Here is a 15,530-nt window from a genome sequence, read left to right on the forward strand (position 1 = left end):
TGATACAGCCCCTTTTAGTTAAATATATTAATTTGTTTTCTCTTCAGTTTTCTTTTGGTAAGGGTAGACAAGTCTGTTAATTATAATAGCTATTATTACCCCAATAAATGTATCTAGGATTCTATTAAAAGCATAGTCATATGAGCCAACACCCTTTAAGTTTGTCATTATGGCAAAAACAACTATACATGCACTATTTATTGCTCCTTTACAATTAAATAAAATACATAAAAAAATGGCTATAGTTGTACCTATGGCTGTTAAAAGAGCATAAACAATAAAGTGTTGAATACTTAATACATTAAATATGGCTGTTAATAATAAACCAACAATAGCACCTAAAAAGGTACCAAGCATTCTGTTTTTTCCCATTTTATATGAATTTTCAACTGTATCTTGCATGCACATCATTGCTGCAATACAAGCAAAAAAGGCACTAGAACGGCCTAATAGTTCAAATACTATAATGCATATAAATACTGAAAGAGAAGTTTTAAGGTTTCTAGCACCTATAGTTTGCAGGTTAAATTTAAACAAATATTTCCCTCCTAAATCATATTAGTTTTTTACATTAGTTCTTTTTATTTTCTTCTAGATTTTTTATATCATCTTTAACTTCTTTTTCAAGTCTAGAGATTTTTTCTTCTATATTTTCTAAATCTTTTTTTACCTTATTTTCATATTTATATATGTAGTTATTTATTAATAGAGCAATTATTATACCTATAAAAGTATCTATAATTCTATCAATTGCATAGGCATATGGAGCTTTACCATGTAAGTTTGTCATAATTGCTATTAATACTATACATGCTATAGAAACAGACCCTTTTCTGTTAAAAACATTAAGTAGATAAATGGTTATAACTATTCCAATCCCTGTTATTATTCCTGAGAATCTTGTAAGGTTAAAGTTTAAAGCTATAAAAGTTAAAGCTAAGCCAACAAGTCCACCAGTTATTGTACCAATCATTCTGCTTTTTCCCATTTTATATGAGTTTTCAACAGTATCTTTCATACAGATTACAGCGGCTATACAAGCATAAAAAGGATATTGTCTGTGTATTAGCTCAAAAAATCCTATGCATAAAGTTACAGCCAAAGCTGTCTTTAAGTTTCTTGCACCTATTTTAGGTAGGGCTAAACCTTTCATTTAAATAATACCTCCCAAACAATTTATATATTATTATAGATAGTATATAACATTTTTATATTAATACAAATTATGACTTAACAAGAATTTTAAAGAATTCAAAAATAAAAACGATTGACATTAATATAAAACTAATCATATAATTAAAATTAAGTGAGAAAATGCAATGAAGAGAAGAGTAATAAAGAAGATTGTATAAAAGAGAGCTGGGGTAGGTGAGAGCCAGATGCATGAGACTTTATGAAGATGGACTTGGAGCAGACTTTTTGAGAATTTTAATTTTAGAAAAGTACGGTGGCAACCGTTATATTGCAGAGTAATAAAATAAGTTAAACTTAGGAGTTACTTAGTGAGATATTTATGGTGACATAAATATGAAATAGAGTGGTATCGCGTAATTAACGCCTCTATGGGATTTCCCATAGGGGTTTTTTATATTTTTGAAATATTGGAAACAATAATAAGTAAGAATAAAGGAGGAAAAAATAATGTGTAAAAAACCATATTATATTACAACGCCTATTTATTACCCATCAACAAATCTACACATAGGTAATACTTATACAACTGTGGCTGCTGATGCTATAGCAAGATTCAAAAGACTTACAGGTCACGAAGTAATGTTCTTAACAGGAACAGATGAGCATGGTCAAAAAATAGAAAGAATAGCTAATGAAAAGGGAATTACTCCAAAGGAGCATGTTGACGAAATAGTTGCAGGAATTAAAGATCTTTGGAAAATGATGAATATAAGCTATGACAAATTTATAAGAACAACTGATGATTATCATGTGAAAGCTGTTCAAGAGATTTTCAAAAAGTTATATGATCAAGGAGATATATATAAAGATTCTTATGAAGGGCTTTACTGTACTCCATGTGAATCATTCTGGACAGAAACTCAATTAGTAAATGGAAACTGCCCTGATTGTGGAAGACCAGTTGAAAAAGCTAAGGAAGAAGCTTACTTCTTTAAAATGAGCAAATATGCTGATAGATTAATTCAGTATATAGAAGAACATCCAGATTTCATTCAACCAGAATCAAGAAAGAATGAAATGTTAAATAACTTCTTAAGACCAGGATTACAAGATCTTTGTGTTTCAAGAACAAGCTTTACTTGGGGAATACCTGTAAGCTTTGATGAAAAGCATGTTATCTATGTTTGGATAGATGCATTATCAAACTACATAACTGCTTTAGGATATGGTCAAGAAGACCAAGAGTTATACAAAAAGTTCTGGCCTGCTGATGTTCACTTAATAGGAAAAGATATTTTAAGATTCCACACAATTTACTGGCCAATAATGTTAATGGCTTTAGGATTAGAATTACCTAAGCAAGTATTTGGTCATGGATGGTTACTTGTTGATGGAGGAAAAATGTCAAAATCAAAAGGTAACGTTGTTGATCCAGTAGTTTTAGTTAACATGTTTGGAGCTGACGCTGTAAGATACTACTTATTAAGAGAAATACCATTTGGTTCAGACGGATTATTCAACAATGAAATATTTATAAAGAAAGTAAATACAGACTTAGCTAATGACTTAGGTAACTTATTATCAAGAACAATAGCTATGGTTTATAAATACTTTGATGGAGTTATTCAAGCACCAACATGCAAGGAAGCTATTGATGATGAATTAATAAACTTAGCTTTATCTACTCCAGGAAAAGTTGAAGCTAGCATAGATGCATTAAAGATTCCAGAAGCTTTAGAAAGTATATGGACTTTAATAAGCAGAGCTAACAAATATATAGATGAAACAACTCCTTGGATACTTGCTAAGGATGAAGAAAAGAAAGAAAGACTAGGAACAGTTTTATATAACTTATTAGAAACTTTAAGATTTGTTTCAGTAATGATTTCACCATTCTTAACAGAAACAAGTGTAAAAATAGATGCTCAATTAAACACTAAAGTTACTACTTGGGAAAGTTTAAAGGAGTTTAATGGAACAGTTGCAGGAGATAAAGTAGTTAAGGGTGATGTTATATTCCCAAGAATAGATGTTGAGGAAAATTTAGCAGAACTTGAAGCTTTAAAACCAGCTCCAGTTAAGCCAGCTAACGAAGAGTTAGTTAAAAATCCAATAAAAGAAGAAATAACTATAGATGACTTTGACAAGATAGATTTAAGAGTAGTTAAAGTATTAGAGTGTGAACCAGTTAAAAAAGCTAAAAAGTTATTAAAACTTAAAGTTGATTTAGGTGGAGAAGAAAGACAGGTTATTTCAGGAATAGCACAATACTATAAACCAGAAGAGTTAGTTGGAAAGTATGTAGTATTAGTTGCTAACTTAAAACCAGTTAAATTAAGAGGAGAATTATCTCAAGGTATGATACTTGCAGCAGCACCTTCAGATGATTCAGAACTTCTATTAGTTAACCCAGGAGAAATGTTAACTGGAAGCCAAGTAAGATAGTAAAATTAAAAAACTCTTATATTCATACTAGATTGTGGAATATAAGAGTTTTTTTGTATCATAATATTGTAGATAGAAGCATTTTAAGGGGGCTAATAAAATGAAAGTAATTATAGGTAATGCTTGGCCTTATGCCAACGGCTCACTTCATATAGGAAGAGTTTCATCTTGGATGGCAGGTGATATATTGGCAAGGTATCATAGGGCTAAGGGTGATGAAGTTATTTTTGTTTCAGGATCTGACTGTCATGGATCTCCAATTTTAAATAAAGCCAAGGAGATTAATAAGTCACCAGAAGAGCTTATAAATAAGTACCATAGGGAATTTGTTAGGTGCTTTAATAAATTAGGATTTTCCTTTGATATATTTACAAGAACAGATAGTGAGTATCATGAAGAGCAGGTGAAATATATAATAAAAAGCCTTTATAATAAGGGATTTATATATGAAAAAGAAACAGAAGAATTTTATTGTCCAAAATGCTGTGATACCTTAGATGAATTTGGGATTAAAGAAGGACTTTGTAATGAATGTAATAGTAAAGTTGAAGTTAGAAGTTCTAATAATCTTTTCTTTAAATTATCTTATTTTCAAGATTATATTCAAAATATATTAGATGAAGAAGAGAGTTGGAGAGAAAATGCCATTAAAATAACTAAGAGATATTTAGAGGGTGGGCTAAGAGATAAGATTCTAACAAGAGAAATTAATTGGGGAATAGAAGTTCCTATAGAAGGCTTTGAAGATAAAAGAGTTTATGTTTGGATTGATGCACTGTTAGCCTATGTTACTGCATCTAAGAAAGTTATAGAGGAAAAAGGACAATCTTTAGAAGAATATTGGAATAATGAAGAAAGTAGAATATACCTAGTTCATGGTAAGGAAAATATACCCTTTCACACAACAATGTTTCCAGCAATGCTCTCTGGCATTGGATTAGAGAAAAGTGAAATTAGAATATTCTCTTCTCAATATTTAACCTTAGAAGGAAAAACTTTTTCTACCAATAGAAATTGGGCCATATGGGTTCCTTACATTATGGAAAGATATAATATAGATTCTATTAGATATTATTTAATAAGTAGAGGTGCTGAAGAGAAAAATTCTGACTTTACTTGGAGAGATTTTATAAATGCAAATAATAATGAATTAGTAGGAGAAATAGGGAACTTTACAAATAGGGTTTTAACCTTTATAAAGAAAAACTTTAATGGGGAAATAAAGGGAGAAGAACTTCCTCTTCAATGGAAAAACATAATAAGAAGAACTTATGCTTCTGTAGGTAATAAATTTGAAGAGGGAGAATTTAAATCGGGAGTAAAAGAAATATTTAATCTTATAAAACAGGGAAATGATTTCTTTGATAAAAATAAACCTTGGATTTTAATAAATAATAACAAGAAAAAATGTGAAGAGGTACTGTATATTTGTTCTCAAATATTAGTAGCTTTAACTGATTTAATGAATCCTATAATTCCTTTTACTTGTGAGAAAATAAAAATGTTTTTAGGTATAAAGGATATAAAGTGGAGCTTTAAAGAGAGGAAGAATATAAGAGTTAATAGAGTTGAATTTTTATTTGATAAAATAGACAAGAAAGTTGCTATAGAAGAACTAAATAGATTAAAGAATAAAAAGATATAAATAAAATAAGCCTTGCTTCTATTAACATTAGAAACAAGGCTTATTCTACATCTTAAGGTTTAAGGTTAGGAATTATTATATAGAAATTTTTTAAATTAATTAAACTTAATAGCCCTTGACATTTGCGTAAGGGGGACAAACTATTCAAGGGCCATTTAAGGGGTAAAATTAAATTAGTGTTTTAGCTACGTTACAATTATTATATTAAGCTTCTTATGTGGCATTTATGTGTCAAAAAGTGTACAAAAATATTAACATTTGATTTAAAGTAAATAACCTTTTAACCCTTCTAAATCTTTTATTTCTATTATGTTTTTTGAAAAGTCTATAAGCCCTGCATCTCTCATTTTCATAAGTTCTCTAGACAATGAAGGACGTTGGACTCCAAGTTTGTCAGCCCAGTCCTTTCTTGAAAACTCTAACTTTATAGTTGTAGATTTTTCTTTGTTATATTTTTTTAATAAGTAATTGCAAATCATTTCTCTAATAGATTTCATTGTCACTTGTTTAAGTTTAGAACTTAGATTAAGAGCTTTATTTGAAAGAATTCTAAGTAACTCTCTTAAAAAAGCTTCATTTGAAGAGCATAGTTTATATATATAATCCTTTTTTATATGTAAAACTTGAGAATTTTCTTTAGCTACAACAGACATTGGGTAAAAGTTCCTATCTCCAAAAAGAAGATTTTCCCCAAAAACATTTCCTCTATTTAAGGTTGCAACCACTAATATGTTTCCGTTAGAATCTAATTTTTGAATTTCTATTTTCCCTTCTATAACTACACTTAAAAAATCGCAATACTCTCCTTCAGAAAACAGTAAGTCTTCCTTTGAATAGGATTTTACTGAAGCGAAACCAGAGCTTAATAATTCTTGAATATCTTGATCGCTGAAGTGGGAAAATAACCTACACTCTTTTATATTAGATAATTTTTTAAAATCCATTTTATTCACCACCCTTAAAAAATAAGTAGTATTATATTAATATAAATATATAATATTTTACACTATTTAAGTGAATTTTAAATTGATAGGAGTGAAAATAGATGAAAATTTATATTATAGGAGCCTTAATTGGAGCAGTAATAGGCTACATAACAAACTGGCTTGCTATAAAAATGTTATTTAGGCCAAGAGAAGCAAAGTATATCTTTGGCATGAAACTTCCTTTTACACCAGGGTTAATACCTAAGGAAAAAAGTAGAATAGCTAATAAGGTTGGAGAAACTGTAGGAACTCATTTACTAAATTCAGATAGCTTAAGCAAGGCTTTAAAGGATGATAAAATAAAAGCAAAATTTAATGAGGTTGCTAAAGAAAAAATTAATCAAATTATCAATAGCAATTCAACTTTAGAGAATTCATTAAAGAATACTTTAGGGGAAAATTACTATGCTCTAAAGGGAAATATGATAGACAATATAGCTAAGACTATTTTAGAATCAATTCAGGAAGAGGAGTTTAAAAATAAGGTTAAATTTTATATAGTAGATTCTATTAAAGAAAGACTAAATAAAGAGCCTGAAAAGATAATTGATTTTATAAATAGCAATAAATTTAGAGAAGTAATAATAAATACTTTAGAGGAAGAAAAAACAAGAGACATAATAGGAAAAGCTCTTCTTAAAGAAGTAAAAACTTTAGGAAAAGAAGATTTAACTATTGAGGAAGTAATTCCAGAAAATATTAAACCTTATATAGAAGAATATGTAAAATCTCAAAAAGATACCTTTGTGGATATAATAAAAAATCTTCTTAGAGATGATGAGGTTTCACATAAGATAAAAAGTGCAATAAATGATAATATACCATCTATAGTATCAATGTTTCTAAGTGGAGATGTAATATATGGAAAGTTAGTTTCATTAGTTGATAAATCTTTAAGTGAAGAAGAAAATAAAGAGTATATATGTGATGCGGCTTTAGCTTTTGTACATGAAAGTATGAAGAAAAAAGTAAGTGATGTAATAAATAATGTTGGAGAAGAAAAGCTAGAGGTAATATCAGATGCTTTAGGAGATAAGATTTCAAAAAAATTAAATACAGAAGAAAATATAGATTCTATAATAAGTAAACTAAATTGTAAAATTTCTTCTTTTAATAGTTATGAAGAAATTATAAAAGTGTTATTCAATGACTATGAAAATATTCTAATTGATAATATAGATTCAATGATTTCTCAAATTGTTAATAATAACCAATTATCTGGTGAAATAAGTAAAATGATTGAAAAGGTATTTGATAAATTTTTACAAAATTCCTTAAATGATATATGTTATAATAAACAAAACTTAGAAAATAGTATTATGAGTATTTTAGATAATTTATATAATGATTTTGTGGAAAATAAATCAGCTAAAGTACTAGAAATTGTGGATATTTCCTCAATAGTAGAAGAACAGATAAATGCTTTTGAAGTGGATTATGCAGAGGAAATCATAATTGGAATAGCTAATAAAGAACTTAAGGCAATAACTTGGTTAGGAGCTTTATTAGGAGGAATTCTAGGAATTCTATCACCACTTTTATCTACAATTTATATGTAAAATTCAGAGGAGAAAATTATGAAATATAAAATATTTGATACACATGCACATTATGACTCAGATAGTTTTGATGAAGATAGAGAAAATGTAATAAAAGAACTACAAGAAAATGGAGTTATTGGGGTTTTAAATTGTGGATCTGATCTTTATGGATTAAGAAAATCAGTTGAACTTGCAAAAGAGTTTGATATGTTTTATGCCGCAGTTGGTATACATCCAGAAAATGCAGATGAATTTAATGAGGATGTTGTAAAAGAAATAAAAGAATTTGTTAAGAATGAAAAGGTTAAAGCCATTGGAGAAATAGGACTAGATTATTATTGGGAAGAAAATCCTCCAAGAGAAGTTCAAAAAGAAGTTTTTAGAGCACAAATGAAATTGGCTGATGAATTAAATTTACCAGTTGTTATACATGATAGAGATGCTCATAAAGACACTTTAGAAATTATGAAGGAGTTTCCAAATGTAATTGGAGTAGTACATTGTTTTTCAGGTTCAGTTGAATTTGCAAAAGAGTGCATTAAATTAGGATATTACATTGGATTTACAGGAGTTTTAACATTTAAAAATGCTAAAAAATTAGTAGATGTTTGTAGAGAAATACCTGCTGAAAGAATGCTAGTTGAGACTGACTGTCCTTTTATGACACCAGTTCCTTTTAGGGGCAAAAGAAACAAGTCAGATTATATTGAATATATCATATATAAAATGAGTGAAATAAGAGGAATTTCAGGGGAAGAAATGAATGAAATCTTATTAAACAATAAAAAGAGATTATTCAAAATTTAATATAACCATAACTAAACTAAAGAAAAATAAATGTAATAACATGGAAAGTACACTAATATAATATAGTGTACTTTTTTAAATATAAATCAACCGTTATTTACCAAATCCCTGTATAAGCAGAGGTCAATTATTTATTATAATTTACAACTAAAAGTATAAATTTTAGGAGTCATCAGATTTGACATACTTGAAAAGGTAATATATAATGTCGAAATGACTCTTGCCTAAAAGGGGGAAGATTATATGAAAAAAATAATTAAGGCATTGAAAGAGAAGGTTGCCTCGAAAAATGGAAAAATTGTATTAGGAGTATTTAGTTTAGTTTTAGTAAGTTTTATAGCAGTTTTAGTTACAGCACATAAGAATATAACCATAAACTTAGATGGTGAAAATTTAGAGGTTGCCACATTTAAAGGAAATGTACAAGCAGTTTTGAGTCAACAAGGAATTTACTTATCTGACAAGGATAAAATAGAACCAAGTTTAACAAGCGAGATTGCTGATAATGATGTAATAAGCATTAAGAAGGCAGTTCCAGTAGAAGTAATGGTTGATGGAAAAAATATAGAGATAGATTCTGCGGAAGATTCAGTAAAGAATATGCTGGTTAAAGAAGGAATTAATCTAAATGATTTAGACAAGGTAGAGCCTTCATTAGAAACAGAACTATCAAAGGATTTGAAAATAAAGATTACAAGAGTTGAAGAGAAAACCATAGTTGAAAAAGAGCCAATAGACTTTGAAACTGTAGTAAAGGAAGATGATAACTTAGAGAGTGGAGTTAAAAAGACTACTCAAGAGGGTTCTGCTGGAGAAAAGGAAATAACTATGAAGTTAGTTATGGAAGATGGAAAAGAAGTATCTAGAGAAGTAGTAGAATCTAAAGTTGTTAAAGAACCAGTAGATGAAGTAGTGGTTAAAGGAACTATGGAGAAATTAGTTCTTTCAAGAGGAAACGATAATATAAATTATAAAAAAGCAATGGTAGTAGAAGCTACTGCCTATTCTGGAGATGGAATAACAGCTACGGGAACTGTACCTAAGAGAGATCCAAATGGATTAAGTACAATAGCTGTTGACCCTAGAGTAATACCTTTAGGAACTAAGGTTTATGTAGAAGGATATGGCTATGCAGTAGCAGAAGACACTGGTGGAGCTATAAAAAATAATATAATAGATTTATTCTTAAATTCAGCACCTGAATGTAAACAGTGGGGAAGAAGAAATGTTAATCTTTATATAATAGCTTATCCTGGTGAATGGTAATACCAATACTAAGAGAGGGATTCTAAAAGAGTATTCTTTTAGACCCTCTATTTATTTTGTATTAAAGCATTTTATTGACAGTTAAATGAGATATAGGTAAATTAAATATAGTACATATAATAAGAAAGGGAGTTTTAACCTTGATTAAAGAAGTTATAGTAGTTGAAGGTAGAGACGATATAACAGCAGTTAAGAAAGCTATAGATGCTGAAATCATAGCTGTTGGTGGATTCGGAATAAATGCAAAGGTTATAGAGAGAATAAAAGAAGCTCAAAAAAGAAAGGGAGTTATTGTATTTACTGATCCAGACTTTGCTGGAGAAAAGATAAGATCAATAATATCAAAGAGAGTTAAAGGCGTTAAGCATGCTTACATAGGAAGAGCAGAAGGAACTAGAGCTAAGGATGGAAACATAGGCGTAGAGAATGCGTCACCAGAGGCTATAATTAGAGCCTTAGAAAATGCAAAAATAACTTTAGAAGAAAAAAGAGAAGAATTTACAATACAAGATCTAATATACTTTGGATTATCAGCAGATCCAAAGGCTAAAGTGAGAAGAGAGTTACTTGGTAAAGAATTAAGAATCGGTTATGGAAATGCAAACCAAGTTCTTTCAAGATTAAATAACTATGGCATAACAAAAGAAGAATTTGTTAAAGCTATAGAAAAGATAGAAAAGATAGAAAAGATGATATAGGAGAGTAGTGGATGGATATAAACGAAATAAAAGATATAAAGACAAAGGAGCTTGTTCAGAAGTATAATTTTAGATTTTCAAAAAGCTTAGGACAAAACTTTTTAATTGATGATTCTGTTCCAAGAGATATAGTAAATGGAGCAGATGTTTGTGAAGATGATTTAGTAATAGAAATTGGACCTGGAGTTGGTACTCTTACTGTACAATTACTTAAAAGAGCAAAGAGAGTTGTTGCTATTGAATTAGATAGTTCACTTATTCCAATATTAACAGCTGAGCTTGGAGATAATCCAAAGTTTCAATTAATACATAATGATGCCTTAAAAGTTGATTTTAATGAAATTATAGGAGATGAAAAAAGCGTTAAGTTAGTTGCAAACTTACCTTATTATGTAACTACTCCTATAATAGTAAATTTATTAAAAGGTGGATATAACTTTAAATCATTAACTATAATGATACAAAAAGAAGTAGCAGAAAGAATGAATGCAGAGCCTAATTGTAAAGATTATGGTGCTTTATCAATTTTAGTTCAATACTACTGTAATACTAAAATAGTTAGAAAGGTACCACCTTCATGCTTCATACCAAGACCAAAGGTTGATTCTATAGTAATAAGATTAGAAAGATTAGAAGAGCCAAGTGTTAAGGTTAAAAATGAAAAATTATTCTTTGAAATTGTTAGACATGCATTTAACATGAGAAGAAAAACTTTATGGAATGCAACTAAAAATGTAAAACTTCCTAAGGAATTAATGGAAAAGGCTTATGAAGAGGCTGGAATAGATCCTAAGAGAAGAGGAGAGACTTTAAGCTTAGCAGAGTTTGGTGCTCTTTCAGATGCAATAGATAAATATATGAATAACTAGAATATTTAGAGAGAATAAGAATTTTTAAATTTTTATTCTCTTTTTTTTTGTTCTCTCATATACTGTAGAGAATAAAATTATATTGGAGGGACCAGAGAATTGGCACATAATAAATCATATAGAACTTTTATAATATTACAAGAAGATGAAAAGGGGCATTCTATGGCTTCAGATAAGCCTTTAACTGGATATGCCAAGATAGAAACTAAGAATGATAAATGTAAAGTTTCTTTTTACGCTCAAAACTTAAAGAAAGAATACAAAGATTGTTATATGATGCTTATTTGTAACAAGAAAGATTTTAAGAAGAATATAAATCTTGGTCCAATGAACATAAATCAACAAGGAAAGGCAGAAATGAGTTTAGAATATGATTCTATCAACATAGGAGATTTAAATGTATCTTATGAGAATATAGTAGGAGCTGCTATAGGAAAAAATATTAATGGTAGAACAGTATTCTTTATGTGTGGATTTTTAAATAACCAAATGCCAAAGGATAATTGGAAAAATTATGAGATTAAGATGATATCAGGCAAAGAAAAGTCTCATTACGATAAAAATAATAAAGAAGACGAAATGAAAAAAGAATGTCCTATTAACATGAAAGAGGATAAGGAAAAATATAATGATGATAAAGATTATTATAAGGACAAGAAAGACAAAGAGGAAAAAGATAAGTATAAAGAGTATCTAAAAGAAAAGGACAAGGATTATTTAAAAGAAGAGAATAAAGAAAAGGAATGTAAAAAAGAATATTGCAAGGATAAAGAAGACAAAGAGGATAAAGATGATTGCAAAGAGCATTTAAAAGAAGAATATAAAGAGAAAAAAGATGACTGTAGAGGAAAAGACAAAGAAGAGTGCAAGCACCATGATAAAGAAGAGAAGCATGAAGAAAAATGTGAAGAGGATAAAAAAGATAAAGATGATAAAGAGGACAAATATAAGAAAGAAGATAAATATGAAGTAGATGATGATTGTAAAGATAAACATGAAGAGCATAAAGAATATAAGGATAAAGATACGGATAAAGATAAGCATGAAGAAAAGAAAATAGAAGGTTATAAAGACTGCTATAAGGAAAAATATCACCGCAATGATAATTGGGATTATAGATCAAAATTACAAGAGTGTGATAGATTTATAAGTAAAATAGATTTAGAAAGAGAATATGATCCTTATGATGGAGAACGTTATGAGCTAGGTAGAAGATTTGCAGAGTACGAAAATGAAATAGAGCAAATGAAACTTAGAGATTGTAAGGAGAAAGAAGAAAAAACTTATGAAGTTGACTTTGATTGTCCTATAGGTGAAGTTTTAATGGGAGCTTTAGAAGGATGTAAGAAGGTTCCTAAATTTGCAGAGGATATAAAAAGATGTGCATGGTATAAGGTTGATGTTAGAAACTTCGATGATATGTGTAATATGTCAAACTATAATAAATACACAATGATGTATTATCCTATGATTAATTACTATCCTTATATAAGCAAAGCAGGTCATTTCTTCTTTGGTGTAAAGTGTGATAAGGATGGAGATATAAAATATATTTTATATGCTATTCCAGGAACTAAGGATAGAAAAGATCAACCATACGGTGGTAGAACTGGTTTCGTTACATGGGACAGATATGGAGATAGAGAAAATGGCTATTGGATAATGTTCTATGATTTTGAAAACTCATCTGTAGTTATCCCTATGAAATAATCAAGAGAAAAACTGTTTATATAGATTTTATTTCTATATAAACAGTTTTTTATTTATGTAATATTAATACTCTATTTAGTAATTTTTACTTAGTTGCTGAATATATTTTAAATATAGACTTTCCTAAAAGATGAAAAGAGGTGATTTTTTGAATAAAAAACAATTTGGTATAACCCTAATATTAGTTTTGCTTATGATAATATTAGTAACTGGTGAAAATATGTTTACTGGAAATATAAAAAAAGTTGCATTAACAAATAATAATATTGAAGGGCTAAGTACATATACCGCCCTAGATGGTCTTTTAACCTATAAGTTACCTGATAGTTGGGACGTTGAAGAAAAAAAATACCCAGGAAATTATATTATTTATGATAATAGTTTTATAAGTGACACTATGGGCTTATGGGGATATGTGCAGATTTTAAATTCAAATGATGATTTAGAAAAGATGGTTGAGAAGGAAAAAGAGCTTATTAGTAAGAATGATATAAGTGACTATTTAGTATCTGATGAAAGTCTTAATGATGAATTAGTAAAGAAGGTAGTTTTTAAAGAAAAAAATCAAAAGGGAATAACCTACGTTAATACCGTTTATTATAAAAAGTTGGGAGAAAATAAAATAATAAAGGTATTATTTAGTGCAAGTGAAAGTAAGCAAAAAGAAGATTATTCAATAATATATAAAGCCATAATTGATAGTATAGAGCATGGGGAGTAGAAAATTTGATTTGCTTTAATAGAAGTATTATAATTAAATTTAAAAGAGAAGCATAATAATATGCTTCTCTTTTAAATTTACAAATAAATATTGGAGGAGTTTATGAGGAGTGTTTTAGGGGAAATCTTTGGACTTAAGATTTATAGCTATGGATTTATGATAGGATTAGGTATAATCTGTGCAACATTATTATTCTTAAAGCGAGGAACTCAAAGAGGCTATAACGAAGATAAGCTTTTTAATGCTACTATCTTAACTGTTATTTCAGGGATTTTAGGAGGAAAAATACTCTATATAATAACTGAGTGGAAAACAGTTATGCAAGATCCAAGTTTAATATTTAGAGATTTTGGAAATGGCTTTGTAATTTATGGAGCCATAATAGGAGGAGCCTTAGGAATCGCTCTATGCTCTTTAAAGAATAAGTGGAATGTATTAGAGCTTGCAGATTTAGTAGTACCAGGTTTAGCCTTAGCTCAAGGATTTGGAAGAATAGGATGTTTACTTGCAGGATGTTGTTATGGGGCTGAAACTACAAGTTCTATAGGAATTATATTTCCAGCTGATTCATTAGCTCCAGCAGGGATACCATTATATCCAACACAAATCTTTTCGTCAATTTTTGATTTTGCCTTAGGTTTATTTTTACTATGGTATGGAAATAAAAACAAAGAAAAAGGAAAAACTATGAGCATGTATATGATAATATACAGTATAGGTAGATTCTTTGTAGAGTTTTTAAGAAATGATCCTAGAGGTAGCGTAGGATCATTATCAACATCTCAATTTATATCAATATTTATATTAATAGGGGGTATATTACTATATAATATAAATAAATTAAAAGGGAGAAAAGAAACAAGTGAAAAATAAGAAATTAATTCTAGTAATACTTTGCTTAGTTTTAGGATTAGGCATTGCTGGATGTTCAGCTAAAGATATAAGCTCCAAATTTGTTGGGAGTAATAATAATGACTTTGAATATATAAAAGAAAATAGAGTTGATAAAATAGTTATTCAAAGTACAAGAGATTCTGGTTTTAGGTTTTTAGTAAAAGAAAAGTCAGTAATAGATAATATATACAGTATGTTATCTAAGGCTGAGGTTGTTAGCAAAAAGACAGATTTACCTCCAGATTATATTTTTGAAATACATGTTGGTGATGAAGAAAAGAAATTCTATTATGTAACAGGTGTAAAAAATAATGGAGAAGGTAATTTCTATGATGGAGATCACTTTTATAGAATATCTAAGAGATTAGATAACTATTTAATGCAAAATATGCAGGCAATAAGAAAACCTAGAGCTTTTGATGAAATATACTATACTTCAATACTTGAAGTAATGAAAAAAGAAAAAGATGAACTAAACAAAGATAATGCCAAAGTTGGTATTGATATACTTGGAGATAGAGATTGTACAAAATATATGTTATCATCAGATATTGAAGATTTTGAAAAAGATGTAAAAAAAGTAGTTCCAAATGCTTCAATAATGAACCATAATAGAGATGACTTTGATATAATAGTTACTGTAAGAAATTATGGTTATACATCTACTATGTTTAGAACTGTAATAACCATTGAAAACAGATTAACTCATTCAGAGAAAAAATTCTATGTAGATGGAGTTTATAAGAACTCTTGGGACATCAATGTTTATGATAGTTGGAAAGATGTTCAAAAGGAATGGGATAGATAACAGAAT

General features: G+C 28.7%; 14 protein-coding genes and 1 other annotated feature. Of the genes, 11 read left to right on the forward strand and 3 right to left on the reverse strand.

All coding sequences use genetic code 11. From position 1 onward, the window contains the following. Positions 1-27 precede the first annotated feature (27 nt). Both I6G60_RS02365 and I6G60_RS02370 read right to left on the reverse strand, forming a co-directional pair. Positions 28-537 carry an FUSC family protein gene (locus I6G60_RS02365; protein WP_003456858.1) on the reverse strand — a complete coding sequence of 170 codons (510 nt, stop codon included), beginning with the start codon at positions 535-537 and terminating at the stop codon, positions 28-30. Between the two features lie 34 nt (positions 538-571). Further along, a complete protein-coding gene (locus I6G60_RS02370; RefSeq protein WP_003482466.1) occupies positions 572-1,153 on the reverse strand; it encodes an FUSC family protein in 582 nt (193 codons plus the stop codon). Positions 1,154-1,310: 157 nt separating this feature from the next. Beyond that, positions 1,311-1,565, forward strand: a binding site (T-box leader). A gap of 76 nt (positions 1,566-1,641) precedes the next feature. Between I6G60_RS02370 and metG the strand changes: the two genes are divergently transcribed. Further along, the gene (gene metG, locus I6G60_RS02375; protein WP_110083364.1) at positions 1,642-3,579 is read left to right on the forward strand and encodes a methionine--tRNA ligase; all 1,938 of its coding nucleotides are present in this window, start codon (positions 1,642-1,644) and stop codon (positions 3,577-3,579) included. 100 nt (positions 3,580-3,679) lie between these two features. After that, positions 3,680-5,224, forward strand: a complete 1,545-nt coding sequence (locus I6G60_RS02380; RefSeq protein ID WP_003456732.1) for a methionine--tRNA ligase — start codon at positions 3,680-3,682, stop codon at positions 5,222-5,224. Between the two features lie 263 nt (positions 5,225-5,487). Here I6G60_RS02380 and I6G60_RS02385 read toward each other — a convergent pair whose 3' ends face one another. Next, positions 5,488-6,168, reverse strand: a complete 681-nt coding sequence (locus I6G60_RS02385; RefSeq protein WP_003456830.1) for a Crp/Fnr family transcriptional regulator — start codon at positions 6,166-6,168, stop codon at positions 5,488-5,490. Positions 6,169-6,269: 101 nt separating this feature from the next. Between I6G60_RS02385 and I6G60_RS02390 the strand changes: the two genes are divergently transcribed. From I6G60_RS02390 to I6G60_RS02430, 9 genes are all read left to right on the forward strand, one after another. Continuing rightward, positions 6,270-7,769 (forward strand): DUF445 family protein, encoded by a 1,500-nt coding sequence (locus I6G60_RS02390; RefSeq protein WP_003462961.1) that lies wholly within the window; start codon positions 6,270-6,272, stop codon positions 7,767-7,769. A gap of 18 nt (positions 7,770-7,787) precedes the next feature. Next, positions 7,788-8,558 (forward strand): TatD family hydrolase, encoded by a 771-nt coding sequence (locus tag I6G60_RS02395; protein WP_197925565.1) that lies wholly within the window; start codon positions 7,788-7,790, stop codon positions 8,556-8,558. 243 nt (positions 8,559-8,801) lie between these two features. Continuing rightward, a complete protein-coding gene (locus tag I6G60_RS02400; RefSeq protein ID WP_003456850.1) occupies positions 8,802-9,824 on the forward strand; it encodes a ubiquitin-like domain-containing protein in 1,023 nt (340 codons plus the stop codon). A 140-nt stretch (positions 9,825-9,964) separates the two neighbouring features. Further along, positions 9,965-10,522, forward strand: coding sequence for a ribonuclease M5 (gene rnmV / locus I6G60_RS02405; RefSeq protein ID WP_110035098.1), 558 nt, complete (start codon positions 9,965-9,967; stop codon positions 10,520-10,522). An 11-nt stretch (positions 10,523-10,533) separates the two neighbouring features. Further along, on the forward strand, positions 10,534-11,391 hold the full coding sequence (gene rsmA, locus I6G60_RS02410) for a 16S rRNA (adenine(1518)-N(6)/adenine(1519)-N(6))-dimethyltransferase RsmA (RefSeq protein ID WP_003450598.1): 858 nt from the start codon (positions 10,534-10,536) through the stop codon (positions 11,389-11,391). Positions 11,392-11,490: 99 nt separating this feature from the next. After that, complete coding sequence (locus I6G60_RS02415; RefSeq protein ID WP_110035099.1) at positions 11,491-13,101, forward strand: hypothetical protein; 1,611 nt, start codon at positions 11,491-11,493, stop codon at positions 13,099-13,101. A gap of 148 nt (positions 13,102-13,249) precedes the next feature. Continuing rightward, positions 13,250-13,822: a hypothetical protein gene (locus I6G60_RS02420; protein ID WP_003450740.1), complete on the forward strand. Its 573-nt coding sequence runs from the start codon at positions 13,250-13,252 to the stop codon at positions 13,820-13,822. A gap of 102 nt (positions 13,823-13,924) precedes the next feature. Further along, positions 13,925-14,695 (forward strand): prolipoprotein diacylglyceryl transferase, encoded by a 771-nt coding sequence (locus tag I6G60_RS02425; protein ID WP_057258193.1) that lies wholly within the window; start codon positions 13,925-13,927, stop codon positions 14,693-14,695. Further along, positions 14,685-15,524, forward strand: coding sequence for a hypothetical protein (locus tag I6G60_RS02430; protein ID WP_003456826.1), 840 nt, complete (start codon positions 14,685-14,687; stop codon positions 15,522-15,524). Before I6G60_RS02425 ends, I6G60_RS02430 begins: the two co-directional genes overlap by 11 nt. Positions 15,525-15,530: the final 6 nt, after the last annotated feature.

The organism is Clostridium perfringens, from assembly GCF_016027375.1.
GTDB lineage: Bacteria > Bacillota > Clostridia > Clostridiales > Clostridiaceae > Sarcina > Sarcina perfringens.